The sequence below is a fragment of the Paucibacter sediminis genome, assembly GCF_030254645.1.
GTDB lineage: Bacteria > Pseudomonadota > Gammaproteobacteria > Burkholderiales > Burkholderiaceae_C > Paucibacter_B > Paucibacter_B sediminis.
Map to the genome: position 1 here is coordinate 94,856 of NZ_CP116346.1, position 19,690 is coordinate 114,545.

At 66.4% G+C, this 19,690-nt stretch carries 16 protein-coding genes; 14 read left to right on the forward strand and 2 right to left on the reverse strand.

Translation table 11 applies throughout. The features are described 5' to 3' along the window. The first annotated feature begins 166 nt into the window (after positions 1 to 166). From PFX98_RS00470 to PFX98_RS00485, 4 genes are all read left to right on the forward strand, one after another. Positions 167 to 3,595: a TIM-barrel domain-containing protein gene (locus PFX98_RS00470; protein ID WP_285233201.1), complete on the forward strand. Its 3,429-nt coding sequence runs from the start codon at positions 167 to 169 to the stop codon at positions 3,593 to 3,595. Between the two features lie 69 nt (positions 3,596 to 3,664). Continuing rightward, a complete protein-coding gene (locus PFX98_RS00475; RefSeq protein ID WP_285233202.1) occupies positions 3,665 to 6,604 on the forward strand; it encodes a TonB-dependent receptor plug domain-containing protein in 2,940 nt (979 codons plus the stop codon). A gap of 86 nt (positions 6,605 to 6,690) precedes the next feature. Next, positions 6,691 to 8,403 (forward strand): DUF3472 domain-containing protein, encoded by a 1,713-nt coding sequence (locus tag PFX98_RS00480; protein ID WP_285233203.1) that lies wholly within the window; start codon positions 6,691 to 6,693, stop codon positions 8,401 to 8,403. Between the two features lie 25 nt (positions 8,404 to 8,428). Beyond that, entirely contained in the window at positions 8,429 to 9,799 is a 1,371-nt protein-coding gene (locus PFX98_RS00485) for a Gfo/Idh/MocA family protein (protein ID WP_285233204.1), read from the forward strand. Here the strand turns inward: PFX98_RS00485 and PFX98_RS00490 are convergent. Further along, positions 9,782 to 10,798, reverse strand: a complete 1,017-nt coding sequence (locus tag PFX98_RS00490; RefSeq protein WP_285233205.1) for an isopenicillin N synthase family dioxygenase — start codon at positions 10,796 to 10,798, stop codon at positions 9,782 to 9,784. The two genes, PFX98_RS00485 and PFX98_RS00490, sit on opposite strands and share 18 nt — an antisense overlap. Before the next feature lie 159 nt (positions 10,799 to 10,957). Here PFX98_RS00490 and PFX98_RS00495 point away from each other — a divergent pair, with 159 nt between their 5' ends. The 3 genes from PFX98_RS00495 to PFX98_RS00505 all read left to right on the forward strand — a co-directional run bounded on the left by PFX98_RS00495 (position 10,958) and on the right by PFX98_RS00505 (position 13,261). Then, on the forward strand, positions 10,958 to 11,803 hold the full coding sequence (locus PFX98_RS00495) for an ABC transporter substrate-binding protein (protein ID WP_285233206.1): 846 nt from the start codon (positions 10,958 to 10,960) through the stop codon (positions 11,801 to 11,803). 76 nt (positions 11,804 to 11,879) lie between these two features. Continuing rightward, positions 11,880 to 12,581 carry an amino acid ABC transporter permease gene (locus PFX98_RS00500; RefSeq protein ID WP_285233207.1) on the forward strand — a complete coding sequence of 234 codons (702 nt, stop codon included), beginning with the start codon at positions 11,880 to 11,882 and terminating at the stop codon, positions 12,579 to 12,581. Beyond that, positions 12,578 to 13,261 carry an amino acid ABC transporter permease gene (locus PFX98_RS00505; RefSeq protein WP_285233208.1) on the forward strand — a complete coding sequence of 228 codons (684 nt, stop codon included), beginning with the start codon at positions 12,578 to 12,580 and terminating at the stop codon, positions 13,259 to 13,261. The genes PFX98_RS00500 and PFX98_RS00505 overlap by 4 nt, the downstream gene beginning before the upstream one ends. A gap of 127 nt (positions 13,262 to 13,388) precedes the next feature. Here the strand turns inward: PFX98_RS00505 and PFX98_RS00510 are convergent, their stop codons facing one another. After that, the gene (locus PFX98_RS00510) at positions 13,389 to 14,762 is read right to left on the reverse strand and encodes an APC family permease (protein ID WP_285233209.1); all 1,374 of its coding nucleotides are present in this window, start codon (positions 14,760 to 14,762) and stop codon (positions 13,389 to 13,391) included. Between the two features lie 436 nt (positions 14,763 to 15,198). On the opposite strand from PFX98_RS00510, the gene PFX98_RS00515 reads away from it, so the two are divergent. The 7 genes from PFX98_RS00515 (at position 15,199) to PFX98_RS00545 (ending at position 19,662) form a co-directional block, all read left to right on the forward strand. Next, positions 15,199 to 16,137: a PDDEXK family nuclease gene (locus PFX98_RS00515; RefSeq protein WP_285233210.1), complete on the forward strand. Its 939-nt coding sequence runs from the start codon at positions 15,199 to 15,201 to the stop codon at positions 16,135 to 16,137. A 678-nt stretch (positions 16,138 to 16,815) separates the two neighbouring features. Next, on the forward strand, positions 16,816 to 17,178 hold the full coding sequence (locus PFX98_RS00520; RefSeq protein ID WP_285233211.1) for a hypothetical protein: 363 nt from the start codon (positions 16,816 to 16,818) through the stop codon (positions 17,176 to 17,178). After that, positions 17,175 to 17,639 (forward strand): hypothetical protein, encoded by a 465-nt coding sequence (locus tag PFX98_RS00525; protein WP_285233212.1) that lies wholly within the window; start codon positions 17,175 to 17,177, stop codon positions 17,637 to 17,639. Before PFX98_RS00520 ends, PFX98_RS00525 begins: the two co-directional genes overlap by 4 nt. 104 nt (positions 17,640 to 17,743) lie before the next feature. Then, positions 17,744 to 18,115, forward strand: coding sequence for a VOC family protein (locus PFX98_RS00530; protein WP_285233213.1), 372 nt, complete (start codon positions 17,744 to 17,746; stop codon positions 18,113 to 18,115). Positions 18,116 to 18,148: 33 nt separating this feature from the next. Next, complete coding sequence (locus PFX98_RS00535) at positions 18,149 to 18,550, forward strand: VOC family protein (RefSeq protein WP_285233214.1); 402 nt, start codon at positions 18,149 to 18,151, stop codon at positions 18,548 to 18,550. Positions 18,551 to 18,670: 120 nt separating this feature from the next. Further along, complete coding sequence (locus tag PFX98_RS00540; protein WP_285233215.1) at positions 18,671 to 19,012, forward strand: YciI family protein; 342 nt, start codon at positions 18,671 to 18,673, stop codon at positions 19,010 to 19,012. 77 nt (positions 19,013 to 19,089) lie between these two features. Further along, the gene (locus PFX98_RS00545; RefSeq protein WP_285233216.1) at positions 19,090 to 19,662 is read left to right on the forward strand and encodes a dihydrofolate reductase family protein; all 573 of its coding nucleotides are present in this window, start codon (positions 19,090 to 19,092) and stop codon (positions 19,660 to 19,662) included. Positions 19,663 to 19,690 lie beyond the last annotated feature (28 nt).

The window sequence follows — 19,690 nt, forward strand, 5'->3', positions numbered from 1 at the left end:
AAGGTGCAAAAGGCCTATTTTCTAGTGGTTTACACCATCAAAGCCGATAAACACGCTTATGCAACTTTCTCTTCGTTGACTACTTTCGTTTCGAAACCTAGAGTTTGTCCATCGGAAAGAAAGATAAGGCGGGCCCGTCACGGCGGGTCACGAGGACGAAGCAGGCATGAGCAAGAGCGTGATGATGATGAAGAAGAAGCGCAGCAAGCAGTACCAGGCCCGCCTCGGCGGCCTGCTGCTGTTGCTAGCCCTGCTGCAACAGCAACAGACCGTCGGCGCCGCGCCGGTGGGCAATCTGCGCGACATCAAGGCCATCGGCCAGGGCAGCGACGGCGCGCCAAGCGCGCAGTGGGAGCTGCACACCGATGCAAAGCAGCATGCGGGCCTGCTGCGCATCAGCCTCTTGCGCCCCGACCTCTTCCGCATCCAGGCCGCCGCCAGGGGCGACAAGGGCAAGCTGAGCGAGCCCGGCAACAAGGCCGCCGCCATCGTCGAGCATGAACCCAGCGGCCCGGTGGCGCATGAGTTCAGCGACGCCGGCGACCACCACCTGCTGCGCACCAGCGAGTTCGCGCTGCGCATCTACAAGAAGCCGCTGCGCTTCGCCCTCTACCAGGCCGACAACCGCACGCCGCTGTGGCAGGAGGCCCAGCCCCTGGACCTGGCCGACAAGCTCAGCGTGCAGACCCTGGCGAGCGACAAGAGCGAGCGCTTCTACGGCGGCGGCCAGCAGAACGGCAGCTTCGAGTTCAAGGGCCGGCAGCTGGAGATCTCCTATTCCGGTGGCTGGGAGGAAGGCGACCGCCCAAGCCCCGCGCCCTTTCTGATGAGCTCGCGCGGCTGGGGTGTGCTGCGCCACAGCTGGGCCGATGGCAGCTACGACCTGCGCCAGCCCGGGCAGATCACGTTGGCGCACCAGGAGGGGCGCTTCGACAGCTATTACTTCGTGGGGAAAAGCATCCGCGAGGTGCTGGCCGGCTACACCGCCCTCACCGGCCGCGCCCGCCTGCTGCCGCGCTGGGCCTATGAGTACGGCGACGCCGACTGCTACAACGACGGCGACAACGTCAAGAAGCCCGGCACCGTGCCCAAGGGCTGGAGCGACGGCCCGACCGGCAAGACCCCGGACGTGATCGACTCGGTGGCGCGCAAATACCGCGAGCACGACATGCCCGGCGGCTGGATCCTGCCCAACGACGGCTATGGCTGCGGCTACACCGAGCTGCCCGAGGTGGTGCAGGGCCTGGCCAAGCTGGGCTTCAAGACCGGGCTGTGGACCGAGAACGGCGTCGACAAGATCAAGTGGGAGGTCGGCAGCGCCGGCACGCGCGCGCAGAAGCTCGACGTGGCCTGGACCGGCCAGGGCTACCAGCATTCGCTGGACGCCAATCAGGCCGCCTACCAGGGCATCCTGGACAACTCCGACGCCCGCCCCTTCCTCTGGACCGTGATGGGCTGGGCCGGCACGCAGCGCTATGCCGTCACCTGGACCGGCGACCAGAGCAGCAGCTGGGACTACATCCGCTGGCACATCCCCACCCTGATCGGCTCGGGCCTCTCGGGCCAGGCCTATGCCACCGGTGATGTGGACGCGATCTTCGGCGGCAGCCCCGAGACCTACACGCGCGACCTGCAGTGGAAGAGCTTCACCCCGGTGCTGATGGGCATGTCGGGCTGGGCCGCGCAGGCGCGCAAGCATCCCTGGGCCTATGAGGAGCCCTACCGCAGCATCAACCGCCGCTACCTGAAGCTGAAGATGCGGCTGATGCCCTATATGTACGGGCTGGCGCGCGAGGCCGAGACGAGCGGCGCGCCGCTGGTGCGCGGCCTGATGTGGGATCACCCCGAGGACGCGAGCGCTCATACCGAAGCGCATAAATACCAGTTCATGCTGGGCCGCGAGCTGCTGGTGGCGCCGGTCTACCGCAGCCAGGCCGCCAGCGGCGGCTGGCGCAAGGACATCTACCTGCCCCAGGGCCTGTGGTTCGACTACTGGGACGGCCGCCAGGCCCAGGTGGGCCGCGAGGGCCGCACGCTGGACCTGCAGGTCACGCTGGACAAGCTGCCGGTGTTCGTGCGCGCCGGCGCCATCCTGCCCATGTATCCCGAGTCGCTCTACGACGGCGAGAAGCCCAAGGACCAGCTGACCCTGGACCTCTACCCGCATGGCGACTCCAGCACCACGCTCTACGAGGACGACGGCCTGACGCGCCGCTACCAGCAGGGCGAATCCAGCCAGCAGCTCATCAGCATGCGCGCGCCCGTCAGCGGCAGCGGCGACATCCGCGTGCAGGTGGGCGCGGTGCAGGGCAGCTATGCCGGCCAGGAGACGCAGCGCAGCATCGCCCTGCAGCTGCATACCCATGCGAAGCCGCAGGCCGTGCTGCTGAAGGGTCAGGTCTTGCCGGAGTTCGCCGACGCGGCCGCCTTTGCCACAGCCCTGCAGGGCTGGTATTACGACGCCGCCGACCGCCTCGGCACCGTGCAGGTGAAGACCAGCAAGCGCGACATCCGCGAGGCGCTGGACTTCGTCGTGCAGATCGCGGCCGGCACGCCGCAGACGCAGAGCAGCGACTTCCCCGCCGCCCCCACGCTGGGCCGCGCGGTGCCGGTGGACAGCCTGCATGTGGTGAACCGCCCGGCCGAGGAGCCCGGCCACCCGCTCGAGAACGCCTTCGACGGCAAGCCCGACACCTGGTTCCGCAGCACGCGCAACCAGGCCATGAAGACGGGCCCGCATGAATGGGTGCTGGGCCTGGGCGAGCGCCGCCTGATCGACGGCATCGAGCTGGCACCGCGCAATGACAAGAACTGGAAGTACGGCCAGATCCGCGACTACGAGGTCTACCTGGCCGACAACAACGGCGACTGGGGCCAGCCGGTGCAGCGCGGCCGCCTCGAGTTGAAGGAAGGGAAACAGGCCATCGGCTTCAAGCCCACCGCCGGCCGCCTCTTGCGCTTCCGCGTGCTGAGCGTGCACAACCCCGATGGCGACGCCGCCGGCACGGCGGACCCGATGGTCAGCGCGGCGGCGGGCGGCGGCATGGCGGTGGCCTTCAATGCCTTCGCGCCGGCCGAGGTGCCACCCATCGTGCTGTCGGAGTTCCAGGTGATGGAGCACCGCCCGCCGGCCGGGTCGGCCACGGCCGAGCCGACGCAGCGCTATCTCTCAGACCTGGCCGCCCTGCCCCAGGGCTGGGCGCGAGACCGCGCCGCGAGCGGTCGGCCCGAGCTGCGCATGAACGGCCTGCAGTTCCGCAAGGGCCTGGGCGTGCGCCCCGGCGCCAGCCTGCAGCTGAAGCTCGACAGCGGCTGGAACATGTTCCGCGCCGACGTCGGCATCGACGACAGCTGCCGCAATGCCGGTGGCGCGATGGAATTCCAGGTCTGGGGCGACGGCCGCCTGCTCTACAGCAGCGGCGCGGTGCAGGCCCCGGCGGTGGTGAAGCCCGAGCTCGACCTGCGCGGCCTGCAAACGCTGCAATTGCGCAGCCTCGGCGTCGCCAAGGCCGGCAAGCCTGCCGCGGTCTGCGGCAACTGGGCCAATGCCACCCTGCTCGGGCCCGCCGGCGCCACCGTACAGATCACCCGCTAACCCCCGACCTACCGGTCTTTATTGCCAGAACAAGGTGGCGCTGACCACCTCCACCAGGAGATAGACGAGATGAAACCCAACAAACTATTTGCCCTGCTCGCCGCCGCCGGCCTGGCCTCACTGGCCCATGGCGCCGAGGGCGAGAACAAGCTGGAGCGCGTGGAGGTCACCGGCTCCAGCATCAAGCGCATCAATGCCGAGACCGCCTCGCCGGTGCAGGTCATCGATGCCAAGCAGATCGAGGCCATGGGCGCCAAGACCCTGCAGGAGATCCTCAGCAATCTGCCGGCGAACATGCCGGCGCTGGAGGACAGCCGCTCGATGTTCACCGGCACCGACGGCGCCTCGCAGGCCAATCTGCGCGGCCTCGGCGCCTATGCCACCCTGGTGCTGCTGAACGGCCGCCGCCTCTCGCCCTATGGCGCACCGGACGGCTTCCAGTACCTGTTCGTCAACATCGACGCCCTGCCCGCCGCCGCCATCGAGCGCATGGAGGTGCTGACCGATGGCGCCTCGGCCATCTACGGCTCCGACGCCGTGGCCGGCGTGATCAACGTCATCACCAAGAAGTCCTACCAGGGCCTGGAGATGAGCGTCAGCACCGAGAAGGCGCCGCATGTGGGCGCCTATGGCGAGCACTCGGCCTCGGCGGTGTTCGGCTTCGGCGACCTGGCGCGCGACAAGTTCAACATCTACGGCTCGGTCAACCTCTTCAAGCGCGACCCGGTCTACCCCTCGGACGATTACGACAAGTTCCCCGCCGGCTTCTACGTCGACAACCCGGCCTACATCAAGAACTTCCGCATCACCGAAGGCAGCCAGCCCGGCCAGCTGAACCCGGGCACGCAGTTCGTGTTCGACAGCAAGGGCGCGCGCCGCGGCATGGCCCTGCCGGGCTGCACCAGCATCGTCACCACCGGCAGCAACACCAGCTGCGCGATCAACACCCTGCCCTATGCGCTTGCCCACAAGCCCGAGAGCGAGCGCGCCACGCTCTACCTGAGCGGCCGCTACGAGTTCAGCCCCGCGCTGGAGGCCTTTGCCGATCTGTCCTACACCCAGATCGATATGCGCTCGCACAACACGCCGCGCGCCTTCAACAGCGGCAGCACCAGCAACTGGTACTCGCGCGACACCGGCACCAAGCTCAACAGCTTCAGCATCCCCTATCTGGGCCCCAACAACGTCTACAACAAGCTCAGCCCCGAGCTGAAGGGCGTGATGGGCGGCGTGGCCGGCATGACCTACACGCCGCTGGACGAGCCCGGCCACTTCGGCCAGCGCAACACCGACAACAACTACCGCGCCCTCGCCGGCCTGCGCGGCAGCCTGGGCGAGTGGGACTTCGAGACCGCGCTGGCGCTGGGCGGCAGCCATTCGGTGCTGTACCAGACCACCAACATCAGCAAGACCGGCTTCGAGAAGGCCTTCGGCCCCATCACCATCGACCCCGGCACCGGCCGCCGCATCATTGCCGACAACCCGGCCTACCAGTTCGGCGTGATCAGCGAGAAGAACGCCGCGCTGCTGCGCGAGGCCTTCCCGACCTTCGACATCCAATCCTGGACGCGCCTGGCGAGCTGGGATGCCAAGGTCGAGGGCAGCGTCTACAAGCTGCCGGCCGGCGATGTGCGCGCCGCCTTCGGCGCCAGCCTGATGCGCGAGGAGATCTACACCCCGGGCAATGCCGCGGCTGCGGCCGGCGACATCACCCAGCAGGGCGGCTCCTGGTTCAAGGGCGAGCGCAATGTGGCCGGCGTGTTTGCCGAGGCGATCGCGCCGCTCACCAAGGACCTGGAACTCGATGCCGCGCTGCGCCTGGACAAATACCCCAACTTCGGCGCCAACCTGGCACCCAAGCTGGGCCTGAAGTTCCGCGCCACGCCCGAACTGCTGCTGCGCGGCACCTACTCCGAAGGCTACCGCGCGCCGAATCTGGCCGAGTCCGGCAACGGCGGCGTGTTCGCGCAGACGGTGGTGAAGGACGACACCCGCTGCGCCGAGACCAATGCGATCGCCCAGCTGCTGCGCAAGTCCAGCGTGGCCGCCGAGGTGACGCGCGGCAACGAGCTCTTCAACACCCAATGCGCCAACGGCACGGTGGTGGGCGGCGTGACCGCGCCCAACAAGGACCTGAAGCCCGAGACCGCCAAGATCAGCACCTTCGGCTTCGTGTTCCAGCCCACCCGTGACCTGGACCTCTCGGCCGACTACTGGTTCGTCTACCGCCGCAACGAGATCATCCGCGAGGATTTCCACACCACCTTCCTGGCCGCCACCGCCAAGTACGGCCCGGGCCTGGTGGGCGCACCGAACGCCTTCCGCAACACCATCTCGGACGCCGACCGCGCCGTCATGGCCGAGGTGGCCGCGATGTGCGCCAACCCGGCGAATGCCGCCGCCTGCGCCGGCAAGCTGCCGGGCTACACGGTGGGCAATCTGGCCGGCGTGATCACCAACTACACCAACCGCGGCCGCACCCTCACCGATGGCTTCGACATCGACGCGCAGGCGCGCTTCTCGCTGCAGAGCTGGGGCAAGCTCAAGCTCGGCACGCGCCTGACGATCGCCAACCGCACCACCTTCAACGCCGAGGACGCCGATGGCTGGGCGCCCAACTTCGTCGGCTATGCCGGCACCCCCAAGCTGCGCGCCAACTTCAGCGCCGACTGGGCCTATGGCGATGTGGTGACCAGCCTGTTCGTCAACTACACCGGTGGCCACAAGTGGGACTATGACCCCCGCTACATCAGCTACGACGCGCAGAGCTGCGAAGACAACGGCGGTGCGCTGACGGCGGCGCAATGCGCCAAGGGCACGCCCTCCTACACCACGGTCAACCTGAACCTGGCCTGGACGCCGACCAAGGACCTGAAGCTGGGCTTCAATGTGAAGAACCTGTTCAACAAGCAGCCCTACTACGACCCGAACGGCTGGGAAGGTTTCGACCACCGCTTCAACATCTTCGGCCGCATCTTCAGCATCTCGGCCGACTACAAGTTCAAGTAAGCGTCCCCTGCCGGCGGCGCGCACCGCGCCGCCGCCCCCCCCCCTTCGACGTCCCTTTTGATCGCTTTCATCCGCGAGGTGACCCCATGTCCGCATCGTTCCAAACTTCGACCCGTCTGGCCGCGCTGGCCGCGCTGGCCAGTCTCAGCGCCCTGCTGACGGCCTGCGGTGGCGGCGGCACGGCCGCCAACACCCCCGAGCGGGCCGCGCAGGCCCCCGCTGCCCGGGCCCTGGCCGCCGGCAGCGAGCAGCAGCAGCCCGACTGCCCCGCCGGCAGCATCGTCACCGCGCTGACGCCCGACGCCGGCGTGGCGCGCGTCGGCTCGGTCTACTCCAGCAGCCTCTACGACCCCGCCATCGAGTCCGGCAACCAGACCCACCAGCCGCGCAGGCTCAAAGTGCGCGTGACGCTGGACGGCCAGCCGGTGGCCGGCTGCACGGTGCGCTGGGAGCCCCGCGATGGCGAGCTCAAGAGCGGCTGGGTGTTCCCCGACAGCCCGCTCACCGATGCCTATGGCCGCGCCAGCGCCTGGTGGACCGCAGGCAGCCAGCTCAAGCAGGCGCTGGACATCAGCATCCGCCGCGCCGACGGCAGCGGCGCCAGCGCCGTCATCACCGGTGAGGCGAAGAAACACCAGACGCGCGCCAACTCCATCCACATCAACTGGAGCAGCCCGGCCTGGGACCGCTTCAGCGCCGAGGTCACGCCCCTCACCTGGGAGCCCACCACCTATTACGAGGTGATCGGCTTCAACGGCGGCTATGGCGGCGTGCAGTCGCACCAGCTGCTGTTCTCGCTGTGGGACGTGAACGGCATCAGCCCCGAGGTGATCGACCCCGGCATCTCCAGCTGCAGCAACTTCGGCGGCGAGGGCACCGGCATCAAGTGCGAGTCGCCCTTCAAGCCCGCCGTCAACGTGGCCTACCGCTTCGAGCTGGAGCTGGCCGCGGCGCCCGGCGGCAAGCAGGACGTCAGCATGTACTTCACCGACACCGGCACCGGCCTGCGGCAAAAGCTCGCCACCATGCGCCTGCCCAAGCCGCTCGCCCAGGCCGGCGCCTATGGCTTCGTGGAGGACTGGAGCAAGCAGGGCAACGACTGCCTGGACAACAAGGTGCGCGCCGCCAGCTACGCCCAGGTGCGCTACCGCGACGCCGCCAGCGGCCAATGGGTGGAGGTGCACAAGGCCAAGGGCACGGCGGTCTACACCCCGGACCACAACGAGATCTGCAGCAACTACCAGTTCGCTTACGAGAACGGCCGCTTCAAGCTCAGCACCGGCGGCACGGCCGTGGGCCAGCCGCTCAACCTGCCCGGCGGGCCGCGCAGCGTGCCCATGCCCTGGGAAGCGGCGCCGCCGCCCAAGCCCTTCAGCCTAGGCCTCAACACCCTGGTGAACCTGGGCAGCGCCGGCATGGCGCTGGACGTGGTGGCCGGCGGCACCAGCCCCGGCACCAATGTCGAGGCCTATCCGCTGCATGGCGGCGCGGCCCAGCAATGGGACATCAGCGTCGTGCGGCCGGGCGTCTACAAGCTGATCAATCCGCGCAGCGGCCTGGCGCTGGACGTGGCCGGCACCGCCGTGGGCAGCAATGTCGACATCTACACTGCCAACGGCAGCGCCGCGCAGGAGTGGAACATCGTGCAGATCAGACCCGGGGTTTATGCGCTCATCAATGTGGGCAGCGGCCTGGCACTGGACATCGCGGGCGGCAGCATGGCCGCCGGCGCCAACGTGCTGGCCTGGACCCCCGGCGAAGGCCCGACCCAGGAATGGCAGATCAACGCCCTGCCCTGAACCATCCCGTCAAAGACATCAGACCATGTTGAACCGCAGACATTTCCTCTCGCTCTCCTCCGCCGCCGCGCTGGCCGGCGCGACCGCATTCCCCACCCTGGCCCGGGCCGGCCGCGAGCGCCTGCGCCTGGGCCTGATCGGCACCGGCATGCGGGGCCAGGTCTTGCTGAAGGAGCTGCTGCGCCGCGACGACGTCGAGGTGGTGGCGCTGTGCGACATCGAACCCATCATGCTGGGCCGCGCGCTGGCGATGGTGGACAAGCACAAGAAGGCCAGGCCGCAGACCTATGGCGTGAGCGACGCCGGCGGCGACCCCTTCGCCTACCGCAAGCTGCTGGAGCAGAAGGGGCTGGACGGCGTCATCATCGCCACCCCCTGGGAGCTGCATGCCTCGATGGCCATCGACGCCATGAACGCCAAGGTGCCGGTGGGCTGCGAGGTGGTGGCCGGCGTCACGCTGCAGGACCATTGGGACGTGCTGCGCACCCAGCAGCGCAGCGGCACGCCCTATATGCTCTTGGAGAACGTCTGCTACCGGCGCGACGTGATGGCGGTGCTGCAGATGGTGCGCGCCGGCCTGTTCGGCGAGCTGGTGCATCTGCAGGGCGGCTACCAGCATGATCTGCGCGCCGTGAAGTTCAACAACGGCGACCCGGCCAAGCCCTATGGCAGCGGCGTGGAGTTCGGCGCCAAGGGCTGGAGCGAGGCGCGCTGGCGCACCCAGCATTCGCTCACCCGCAACGGCGAGCTCTACCCCAGCCATGGCATCGGCCCCTGCGCGATGGCGGTGAACATCCACCGCGGCAACCGCTTCACCCACATCAACAGCTTCGCGTCCAAGGCGCGCGGCCTGCAGGACTATGTGGGCAGGAAGATGGGCGCCAAGGAGCACCCCAATGCCAAGCTCGGCTTCAAGCTCGGCGATGTGGTCACCACCACGCTGGCCTGTGAGAACGGCGAGACCATCCTGCTGCAGCACGACACCTCGCTGCCGCGCCCCTATTCGCTGGGCTTCCGCGTACAGGGCACCGACGGCATCTGGATGGATGTGAACCACAGCATCCATATCGAGGGTCGGAGCAAGCCGCACCAGTGGGAGGACTTCCAGGCCTACCAGGACCGCTACGACCATCCGCTGTGGAAGAAGTACGCCGCGGCGGCCGAGGGCGCGGGCCATGGCGGCATGGACTTCTTCGTCGTGCATGCCTTTGTGGAGGCGCTCAAGGCGAACGCACCGATGCCCATCGACATCTACGACGCGGTGGCCTGGAGCGCCATCACGCCGCTGTCGGAGCAGTCGATCGCCGAGGGCTTCAAGACCCTGGCCTTCCCGGACTTCACCGAGGGCCTGTGGAAGACGCGCAAGCCCATCTTCGCGCTAGACGACCGGTATTGAGGGCGGCACCGTGCCCGCCAGCACGGCCTGCCCCAGCTCGGGGAACACCTTGCCCACCTTGGCCATCAGGTAGTCGCCGTAACTGCCCTCGAAGGCATGCACGCTGGCGCCATCCCAGCGCGAGGCGCGGTCGTCCGCGGCCGCGGGGATGCCTTCGATGGGCTGCACACGCGCGGCGAAATTCGGATCGAAGAACAGCGGGAAGGAGAGCCGGTCGCGCCCGCTGCTGTTGAGCCGCACGCGGTGCGGGGTGGAGCGGTAGTAGCCGCGCGTCATGCGATCAAGCATGTCGCCGATATTGCACACCAGCGTGCCCGGCACGGGCGGCGCCTCGATCCAGCCCGCCGGGGTCTTGACCTGCAGGCCGCCGGTCGGGTCCTGATACAGCAGGGTCAGGAGGCCGTAGTCGGTGTGCTCGCCCACCCCCCATTGCGCGACGCTGGGGGCAGGTCTTGAGGGGTAGTTGAAGATGCGGAACAGGATCAGCGGGTCGGCGGTGTAGCGTGCATCGAAATAGTCCGCCGGCAGTTCCAGGCTCAGCGCAATGCCGCGCAGCAGCGCATGCGCGGCGCGGCTCACCGCCTCGATATAGGCCAGCACCGCCTCCTTCAGCCCGGGCAGATCGGGCCAGAGATTGGGCCCGTGCAGCGGCGTGCCGGCGCGCACCAGCGCATGCTCGGGCGCCAGCTCGCTGCCCAGATAAAGCCCCTCCTTCCAGTCCGGCAGGCCCGAGGTCAGCTCGCCGCCGGCCTTGAAATAGCCGCGCCAGGCGGGGCCGCCCGCGCTCATCGGCCATTGCAGCTTCCAGGCCTCGGGCTGGGCGAAGAAGGCGCGGCTGAGCCGCTCCAGCTCGGCGATCAGGGCCGCCTCCACGCCATGGCCGCGGATGTAGAAGAAGCCATGGGCGCGGCAGGCGGCGCGGATCTGCGCGGCCGGCGCGCTGGCGTCGCCGCCCTCGAGCAGGGGCTGGATGTCGATGATGGGCAGGCTGTCGGTCATGGTGGCTGGGCGGCGGGCAATGGCGATCGGCGCATGAGAACACAGGCTCTAGATGCATTCACGCATATGGATATGAGCAAGGAATCGTTCCCTCGACTCCGCACAAACCCTAATCTTCGGCCCATCGCAAAACCCCATGAGGAAGGAAGGAAAGAAACCATGAACATCACCCGCCGCAGCGCCACCGTGCTGGCCGTCACCGCCGCCCTGTTTGCCATCTCTGTCGCCCCCGCCGCCCATGCCGACCAGCTGGACGACATCAAGAAGAAGGGCGAGCTGGTCGTCGGCGTGCTGGGCACCGACGAGCCCAACAGCTATATCGACCCCAAGAGCCGCGAGATCATCGGCTACGAGGTGGACCTGGCACGCGCGATTGCGCAGAAGCTGGGCGTGAAGCTGCAGATCAAGCAGCTCGCCGTGGCCGCCCGCGTGCCCGAGCTGCAGCAGGGCCATGTGGATCTGCTGGCCGCCTCGCTGACGCACAACAAGGAGCGCGAGGCGGTGATCGACTTCTCGCTCACCACCTTCGTGACCGGCCAGAAGGTGCTGGTGAAGAGCAATAGCGGCATCAAGAACGTCGCCGACCTGGCCGGCAAGAAGGTCGTCACCATCAAGGGCGGCACGCAGGAACCGAATATCCGCAAGGCCGTGCCGAATGTGGACGTGGTGACCTTCGAGACCGGCCCGCAGGCCTTCCAGGCCCTGCAGCAGGGCAAGGGCGTGGCCTTTGTGAACGACGAGGTCTCGCTGCTGGATCAGCATGCCAAGCTGGGTGCCGCGCAGGCGCAGTTCACCATCCTGCCGCAGAACCTCAGCGTCGAGCCGCTGGCGCTGGGCATCAAGAAGGGCGAGGTCAAGTTCAAGGCCCTGGTGGACGGCGTGCTACGCGAGCTGGAAAAGAGCGGCGAGGCCAACAAGCTCTTCGTCAAGTGGTACGGCCCCGAGACCAAGCTCAAGTTCCCCAGCCGCACGTTCAAGATCGACAGCGACAAGGTCGACGCCTAAGCACCAGCCTCCGCGCATCGACGCCCCGGCCAGAACGCCGGGGCGTCTTTTGCTTTTCTGACCAGGCTCGCACCCCATGCCCCATCTCGATTTCTCACTGCTGCTGCAGGGCCAGTACCGCGAGTGGCTGCTCAGCGGTTTCCTGTTCTCGCTGCAGCTCACCGCCATCACCCTGCTGCTGGCCCTGCCGCTGGCCGTGCTGGTGGCGCTGCTGCGCCTGGCGCCCGCGCGCATCGCGCAGGCGCTGGGCTTTGCCTATGTGGAGGGGGTGCGCAGCGTGCCCCTGCTGGTGCACATGCTGTTCTGGTACTTCGGTGCCCCCGAGGCCCTGCCCGAGGGCGTCAAGGCCTGGCTCTACGCTGGCAATATCGAGGCCGCCGCTGCGGTGATCGCCCTCACCATCTACAGCGCCGCCTACATGGCCGAGGACATCCGCTCGGGCCTGCGCGCCGTGCCCCACACCCAGCTGGACGCGGCGCGCGCGCTGGGCTTCGGCTTCCTGGCCAGCATGCGCCTGGTGATCCTGCCGCAGGCCCTGCGCATCACCGTGCCGCCGCTGATCTCGCAGACGCTCAACCTCTGGAAGAACACCAGCATCGCCACCGTGATCGGCGCGGCCGAGCTGATGTACCAGGCCCAGCGCGTCGAGACCGCCAGCTTCCGCGGCTTCGAGACCTTTGCGGTGGTCACCGCCGGCTACCTGGGCATCTCCCTGCTCATCACCGCGCTGGCCCAGCTCTACCAATGGCGCTACCCGGTCAGGCTGCGGGCATCATGAGCGAGCTGATCGACACCTACTGGCTCTACTTCCTGGTCGGCCAGTACCCGAACGGCCCGCTGGGCGGCCTGGCCCTGACCCTGGTGCTGGCCAGCCTGGGCCTGCTGCTGGCCCTGCCGCTGGGCGTGCTGCTGGGCCTGGCGCGCGTGAGCCCGCTGCCCTGGCTGCGCCTGCCGGTCACCGGCCTGGTGTTCGTGGTGCGCGGCACGCCGCTGCTGATGGTGGTGTTCTGGGCCTATTTCTTCCTGCCCGGCGTCACCGGCCTCAAGACCAACCAGTTCGCCACCATGCTGGCCGCCCTGGTGCTGTTCGACGCCGCCTACCTGGCCGAGATCGTGCGCGCCGGCCTGCAGGCCCTGCCCAAGGGCCAGCTGCAGGCGGCGCGTTCGCTGGGCATGAGCTATCCGCAGGCGCTGCGCCTGGTGCTGCTGCCGCAGGCCCTGCGTCACATGCTGCCCTCGCTGGTGAACCAGTTCGTCTCCACCATCAAGGAGACCTCGCTGGGCACCATCATCGGCCTCTCGGAGCTCTCCTACATCGCCAACCAGATCAACGCCCAGGTGCTTGTCAAGCCGCTGCAGGTCTACGCCACCCTGGCCGGCAGCTACTTCGTGCTCTGCTTCGGGCTCTCGCGCGTCGCTTATGCGCTGGAGCGCCGGCTCAATACACGGGCTGCTTGACGCGGCGCGCGCGCACCCCGTCGGCCTGCAACTCTCGATCGGCATCGAGCACATCCCGATCTGCTGGCCGATCTGGAGCAGGCGCTGGCCGCGGTCTGAGCGGCAGCCGGCGGTGGGCCGGCCTCGCTCAGCCCGCGCGGCGGCGCAGCGGCCACATCAGCAGCGCCCCCAGCAGCAGCACGCCCACGCCCACCACTGCGCCCGCCTTCACATAGACGAGGCTGGACCACAGCACATAGGCGCTGCTGGCCGCAAAGGCGAGCGGCAACCAGGGATAGAGCGGCACCCTGAAGGGCCGCGGCGCATCCGGCTCACGCCGGCGCAGCACCATCAGGGCCAGGGCGCTGAGCGTCATGAAGAACCAGTAGACCGGCGAGAGATAGTCCACCATGGTGGCAAAGCCGCCACGCGTGAGCGTGCCGAAGCCCACCAGGGCCAGGGCCACCCCGCTGGTGGCCAGCACCGCCGCGGTGGGCGTGCCGCGCCGGTGGTTCCATTGCCCCAGCTTGAGCTCGGCCGCCAGATCGCGCGCCGCCGCATAGGTGGTGCGCGGGCCGGCGATCAGGATCGCGTTCATCACCGAGAGCGCCGTGAGCGTCACCACGCCCACCATCAGCAGCTCGCCCGGCCGGCCGAAGCAGGCCCGCATCAGCTGCGCCGCCGGCGCCTCGCTGTACGCCAGCCCGTCCAGGCCCAGCACGCGCAGGTAGGCCCAGTTGGCCAGCAGATAGAGGCCCATCACCAGGCCCAGGCCCAGCAGCAGCGCGCGCACGATGCCGCGCTGCGGATCGCGCATCTCGGCCGAGAGCGTAGCCGCGTCGCTCCAGCCGCCATAGGCCAGGAACACGAACACCAGGGCCATGCCCCAGTCCTGCCGCGCCGGGTCGGCCACCGCCAGCGGCGTGAGCGGCGCATGGCCGGCCAGCACCTCGCTGCCCGCCCCCAGGCCCAGCGCCAGCAGGCCCGCCAGCACCACCAGCATCAGCCCCAGCTGGGTGCCCAGGCCCACCTGCACGCCCAGCAGGTTGAGGCCGGTGAGCAGCACGATCAGCCCGGCCGCCAGCAGCGCGCTGGCGTACGGCCCCAGCCAGGGCGAAAGGTCCACCACCTGGGCCAGGTAGTCGCCGAACACAAAGGCCAGCAGCGCCATCGAGCCCGTATGGATGACGGCAAAGCGCGACCAGGCGAACAGAAAGCCCAGCGGGTGGCCATAGGCGCGGCGCAGGAAGTGATAGTCGCCGCCCGGATCCGGAAACGCCGCCGCCAGCTCGGCAAAGCACAGCGCGCCGATGAAGGACAGCAGGCCGCCGAAGGCCCAGGCCAGGTAGAGCGCCTGGTCGCCCGCCAGCGCCTGCGCCACCATCGGCGAGGTCTTGAAGATCCCCGCACCCACCACCATGCCCACGCACAGCGCCACGGCATGGCGCGCGTCGAGGCGGCGCTCGGGCAGCAGCAGGGTCGGGTCTTGCGCAGGGGTGGAGGATGAAGAAGATGAAGGCATCAAGCCGCGCCGCAGGGTGCAAAGCCGCGATGCTAAACGCCAGCGGGGCGCGGCGGGCCGGCGGCAAGGCCGCCAAGGCCAGCGGCGGCGACATTGCCCCCCACTGCGGGGCGATTGACGTGCCACGGTCCTGCGCCTCCAATCCCGGCCATCCAAGCCATTCACTGGATAACGGCTCCGGCACGCGCATACCCTGAGACCGCAGTTGGCTTCAACGGCGAAACTTACAAGGTGCCGGATTTCGCAATCTGATCATGCTGTACAAATTGACTGCCAATCACCAACGAATCAAGGATGGGCGCGGCCTGCAGCGCGGCCACATGTCCGATGTTAGGGAGACAGCCGCCGGTGTTATGCAGCAAAACTGCGCCCTACAACCAAGTTAGGCCACAAGAATTCACCCCGCGTTCGTCCTCGCTCCCTCAATCCGATTCAAATGACCACTCGCCTCGTTCGCGCACTCACTGATGCTTATGTTGCTGCTGAAGCTGCAGGTATCGAAGATCAAGCGCTCTCGAAGTCGATCTCCGACATCTTCCTGGCCAATCATCTTGGGCACAGATTGCTACCAGGGGGGCAGGGTGCAGATGCGATCGACAGCGATGGAAATCACTACGAATACAAGTGCAACACCGGGAATCGTGTTCAGTGCATCTTCAATCTTGGAGCGAATCGCGGCCTTGATACGAACATCAGGCACGTGCGCGCCAAGTTTGCAGGCATTGAGGGCATCTACTACGCACAGTTGGCGTGGGGTCAAGTCGGGCAGGTCGCATACATCCCTACCCGATACTTCCTGCCCGCCCTCGAACAACACATCGAGAACAGCGTGCGAGGCGGGCTACTTGCATGGAATCTTCCGTGGGAATCTTTCCTCCGGCTGCAAGGTACGCGACTGGTCCAAGGCTCGCTGGTTCCAACCTATCCCAATGTCGCTACGCCGCTACTCAACGCTCACCTCGAAGCGCAGCGCCTGGGACTGGACATGGGCCTGTTCGCAAAGGGTGCTCACAACCACCTCTTTCTCGCGCAACGCGAAGGTCATCGGATTCCCGTGGGAGGCCATCAAGGACACGATGCGGTGGATGACGCCGGCGGCTACGAGTACAAGATTTCAATGGCAGGTATCTACAACTTTCACTTCGGTGCGCGAAAGTCAGAGCAAGAGAACCGCGCTCTGATCAGTGCCAAGTGCAACGGAATAGTTGCCGCGTACTGTGCTGAACGGACTTACGCTAGGCTCACAACTATCTATCGAATACCTGCGGAACCGTTACTACGCCTACTGCTGGCTAGGGAGCGCGCGACGGGAGGGGGGCAAATGAATCTGCAAATCCCCAAGAGTGAATTGAGGCCGTTCCGTACATTTCCGTGACATTCGGCACCGCCGCTTGTGGCCTAACCCCTCGCTCGACCGGACCCGCAACGGCATGCCACCGCCGGGCCTCATTTCATTCTGGCCCTGCGGCGTCCTGCCGTCGCGGGACGGTTAGCTCAAACGTTAGGCCGCTAGGACAAATGATGCTCACGTACGGGCCACCTGAGCGGGTGTATGCCGAGAACGAGTGGTACGACGGGCCACGCGCTGGCGTCGCTGACGTCAACGGAAGGCCACACCGATTCAAGTCGCTATTTGACGAGGGGGAAGATCAATACCTTGGGACCTTCCTGGTCTGGCCGATAGATCGAGTAGTGGTCGAACTGGAACAGGAGCAGTGGCGCATATTTGCTGCCTGGAATGCACTCTATGAGGCTGGAGAGGCAACAACCGACTCGCACCCTGGTCACGGTGGGAAGAGCGTGCGTTGGGACGAGATCGAGCTCCTCCTCAAATCCAGCAGAACCGAAGTACCGCCGCTTGCTCAACGCGCGCTGGCTGAGCTCGCTCACCTCGATAGCGAGGTCCGCTATCCTCCTTCTGGTCCCGCCTACACGCTAAGTTGGAGGATCTTGTGAGCACCTTCTCATGCACACAGCGGCCTAACCAGTCGCTCGAGCCGACTCGCCTCGGCAGGCCGCCGCTCTCGACCCAGCTTCAACGTTAGAACTTGCAATGAGCACCCCTTGGCCTCGCGCGAGCTACTTCAACGACGGAACGGCGGCAGCTCGTCACGCAATGGAGGACCTCGAGCTGGTCGAGCGAGCAAACTGGCTTGAGCTGTATCGCCGCAAGTCTGACGACTCCTACTGGCGGCTCACAGCCGCTGAGAAATATGAGCAGCGATTTCTCATTCGAATCGAGAACGTTCAAGGATGGTCCTCATTTGATTCGGCTCCATTGGAGCGGCAACTGTTGCTTGAGCGGCGCGGTGGTCTCGGCAAGGAAGCATGCATCACCCAAGGTTGCAGCCAGCCGGTTGTACTGGGCTCAGCCTTCTGTCTGGAACACACCTACGAGAGAGGTGTACGCAAGTGAGTTCTAACCCCTCCGTCAAGGAGACCCGCCCGCCGCAGGTCCCTTATGTTGAACGTCAGAACACAGGCGGCAAATTGACTTCAATCGAACGAGCGCTTCTAGCAATACCCGTCGCATCTGTCCTCGTGGCTTGCTCCACCACCGGCGGATCTCATGAAAGCACTGCAACTATTGGCAAGGTACTAGAGAAGCACGCGGCATCAGCTGCGGCAGTCTCGGGCACATATGTGCAAGGCAGTCATAACCCGCTGCACAGTCTCGTTGCCACCTTGACGGCAGAACCTGCGCACACGATCTATGTGATCCAGACTGCGAACGGCGCAAAGCGCTATGTCCGTGAACGGGTTGCGTTCGACCTCGGCGCCTGCGTCGAAGTGATGACGGCGAAAGAGAGAGTAGGCGAGGAGTCTTGGAAACTCGGTGAGGCGGTGCTACGGGCTTCCAATGCCTGCGGCGCCTAATCTGTGCCCTAACCTGTCGCTCGATCCGCTGGCCCTCGGCGAGCCTCAGGTCTCGGCTCAACGCAATCGCCCGGCCTCGTGAAGACCACAACTTCGAGAGACTCATGTTTGATCACGTCGTATTTGGCGTCAGCGACTACGCGGCAGCTCGGGATTTCTTCATCAAGGCGCTCGAACCGCTGGGTGTAGCTGTTGTCTCGGAGGGACCGCTCGGCGTCGAGCTTTGCCGCCCGAATAGTCAATCCTCTTTGTGCATTCGCCGAGTGGAGGAAAAGGCAACGCATCTCCATTTGGCCTTCACTGCCGAGAATCGCAAGCAGGTCCAAGATTTCTACCGCGCCGCTCTTGAGGCAGGAGGCAAAGACAATGGTGCGCCTGGTCTTCGCCCGCAATACCACGCAAACTACTACGCGGCCTTCGTCACGGGCCCTGACGGGCACAACATCGAGGCGGTTTGCCATGAGCCCGAGGCCTAGCCAATCGCCCGAGCCGACTCAAAGGAGATTGGCATGATCAACCAAGTTTTCCTGACCCTCCCTGTCGCCGACCTCCAGCGATCCGTCGCGTTCTTCAAGGCGCTTGGCTTTGCCCACAACCCGCAGTTCAGCGACGACACGGCAGCATGCATGGTCATCAACGACACGCTGTCTGTCATGTTGGGCACGCATGCAAAGTTTCGCGAGTTCACACCCAAGGCCGTTTGCGACACCAGCCAGGCCGTCGAGGTACTGATCTCGCTCAGCTGCGACAGTCGCGAACGGGTGGATGAGCTGGTCTCGAAGGCGCTTGCTGCGGGCGGCACGACCTACGACAAGCCGGAGGACTTCGGGTTCATGTACACGCACAGCTTCCTGGACCTGGACGGACATGGGTGGGGCTTGCTGCACATGAGCGCACAGCCTGCGCCATAGCGATTTCGATTCCTCGCGCTAGGGCAAATGGTGGGCCGCCGCTCGTAGTTCAGCACAGCTTCAACCTCAGCCCCTACACGCGCCCTTGCGGTGACACCCAATCCTTGAGAATGGAGCGATATGGCCAAGTACCTCATCTCCTTCCCCAGCAAGGCCATGGTCGTTCCGGAAGGCGAGTTGGAAGCGGTTGGCCGCGCCGCGCGCGCCGTGATTGACGAGGCCAAGGCCGCCGGTGTCTACGTCTTCGCCGGCGGGATAGACGAGGCCGTGCCACCGGCGCTCGTCGCGGCGGATGGCAGGGTGGCCGCGGGCGGCTACCCCTGGGCGCCGACGCTGGACGGCGGGTTCACCGTGCTTGAACTGCTGTCGCGCGAGCAAGCCGTGGCGTGGGCCGCGCGCATTGCAAAGGCCTGCCGTTGCGATCAGGAGTTGCGCGTCTTCGGATTCGATCCGCGGTCATGAGGAACCGGGCTGCACGCGTGGGGCGGCTGGCCCTCTGCATTCAAACGTCGGTCGGCACCTAGCTCATTCACGATCCTATGAAAACTCAGTTCTATACGGCATCGAGCCTCGACGGCTTCATCGCAACCGAAGATGACTCGCTAGATTGGCTCTTCCCGCTCGGTGACATCAACGAGACGAGCTATCCGGCCTTCATCGCCGAGGTCGGCGCATTGGCGATGGGCTCCGCAACATACGAATGGATGCTGCGGCACGCGCAGACGGTCGCCGCCGAGACCGGTTCCGCCTGGCCGTACACCCAGCCCACATGGGTCTTCTCAAGCCGAACCCTGCCCTCGATCCCGGGGGCGACGCTGCACTTCGTGCGAGGCAACGTCAGGCCGGTGCATTCGGCCATGCGCGCGGCTGCCGGAGACAAGAATATTTGGATCGTTGGCGGCGGAGATCTCGCTGGCCAGTTCCACGACGCCGGCCTGCTGGATGAAGTCATCGTTCAGATCGGGTCAGTCACCCTGGGCCAAGGCAAGCCGCTGTTCCCGCGTCGCCTTACCAGCCCGCCGCTACGGCTTGATTCGGTCAGGCAGATCGGCACGGGGTTCGCCGAGTTGCGCTATCTCGTCCCCAAGGGTCCGGCCGCAAGTGCCGCTTAGCCCCGCATCGCAAAGCCAAAGCGTCGAT

Coding starts and splice junctions, on each gene's coding strand:
- PFX98_RS00540 (WP_285233215.1), top strand. CDS start 18,671: ATGGCCAAGTACCTCATCTCCTTCCCCAGCAAGGCCATGGTCGTTCCG.
- PFX98_RS00495 (WP_285233206.1), top strand. CDS start 10,958: ATGAACATCACCCGCCGCAGCGCCACCGTGCTGGCCGTCACCGCCGCC.
- PFX98_RS00500 (WP_285233207.1), top strand. CDS start 11,880: ATGCCCCATCTCGATTTCTCACTGCTGCTGCAGGGCCAGTACCGCGAG.
- PFX98_RS00505 (WP_285233208.1), top strand. CDS start 12,578: ATGAGCGAGCTGATCGACACCTACTGGCTCTACTTCCTGGTCGGCCAG.
- PFX98_RS00530 (WP_285233213.1), top strand. CDS start 17,744: ATGTTTGATCACGTCGTATTTGGCGTCAGCGACTACGCGGCAGCTCGG.
- PFX98_RS00535 (WP_285233214.1), top strand. CDS start 18,149: ATGATCAACCAAGTTTTCCTGACCCTCCCTGTCGCCGACCTCCAGCGA.
- PFX98_RS00485 (WP_285233204.1), top strand. CDS start 8,429: ATGTTGAACCGCAGACATTTCCTCTCGCTCTCCTCCGCCGCCGCGCTG.
- PFX98_RS00520 (WP_285233211.1), top strand. CDS start 16,816: ATGAGCACCCCTTGGCCTCGCGCGAGCTACTTCAACGACGGAACGGCG.
- PFX98_RS00510 (WP_285233209.1), bottom strand. CDS start 14,762: ATGCCTTCATCTTCTTCATCCTCCACCCCTGCGCAAGACCCGACCCTG.
- PFX98_RS00480 (WP_285233203.1), top strand. CDS start 6,691: ATGTCCGCATCGTTCCAAACTTCGACCCGTCTGGCCGCGCTGGCCGCG.
- PFX98_RS00515 (WP_285233210.1), top strand. CDS start 15,199: ATGACCACTCGCCTCGTTCGCGCACTCACTGATGCTTATGTTGCTGCT.
- PFX98_RS00470 (WP_285233201.1), top strand. CDS start 167: ATGAGCAAGAGCGTGATGATGATGAAGAAGAAGCGCAGCAAGCAGTAC.
- PFX98_RS00490 (WP_285233205.1), bottom strand. CDS start 10,798: ATGACCGACAGCCTGCCCATCATCGACATCCAGCCCCTGCTCGAGGGC.
- PFX98_RS00545 (WP_285233216.1), top strand. CDS start 19,090: ATGAAAACTCAGTTCTATACGGCATCGAGCCTCGACGGCTTCATCGCA.
- PFX98_RS00475 (WP_285233202.1), top strand. CDS start 3,665: ATGAAACCCAACAAACTATTTGCCCTGCTCGCCGCCGCCGGCCTGGCC.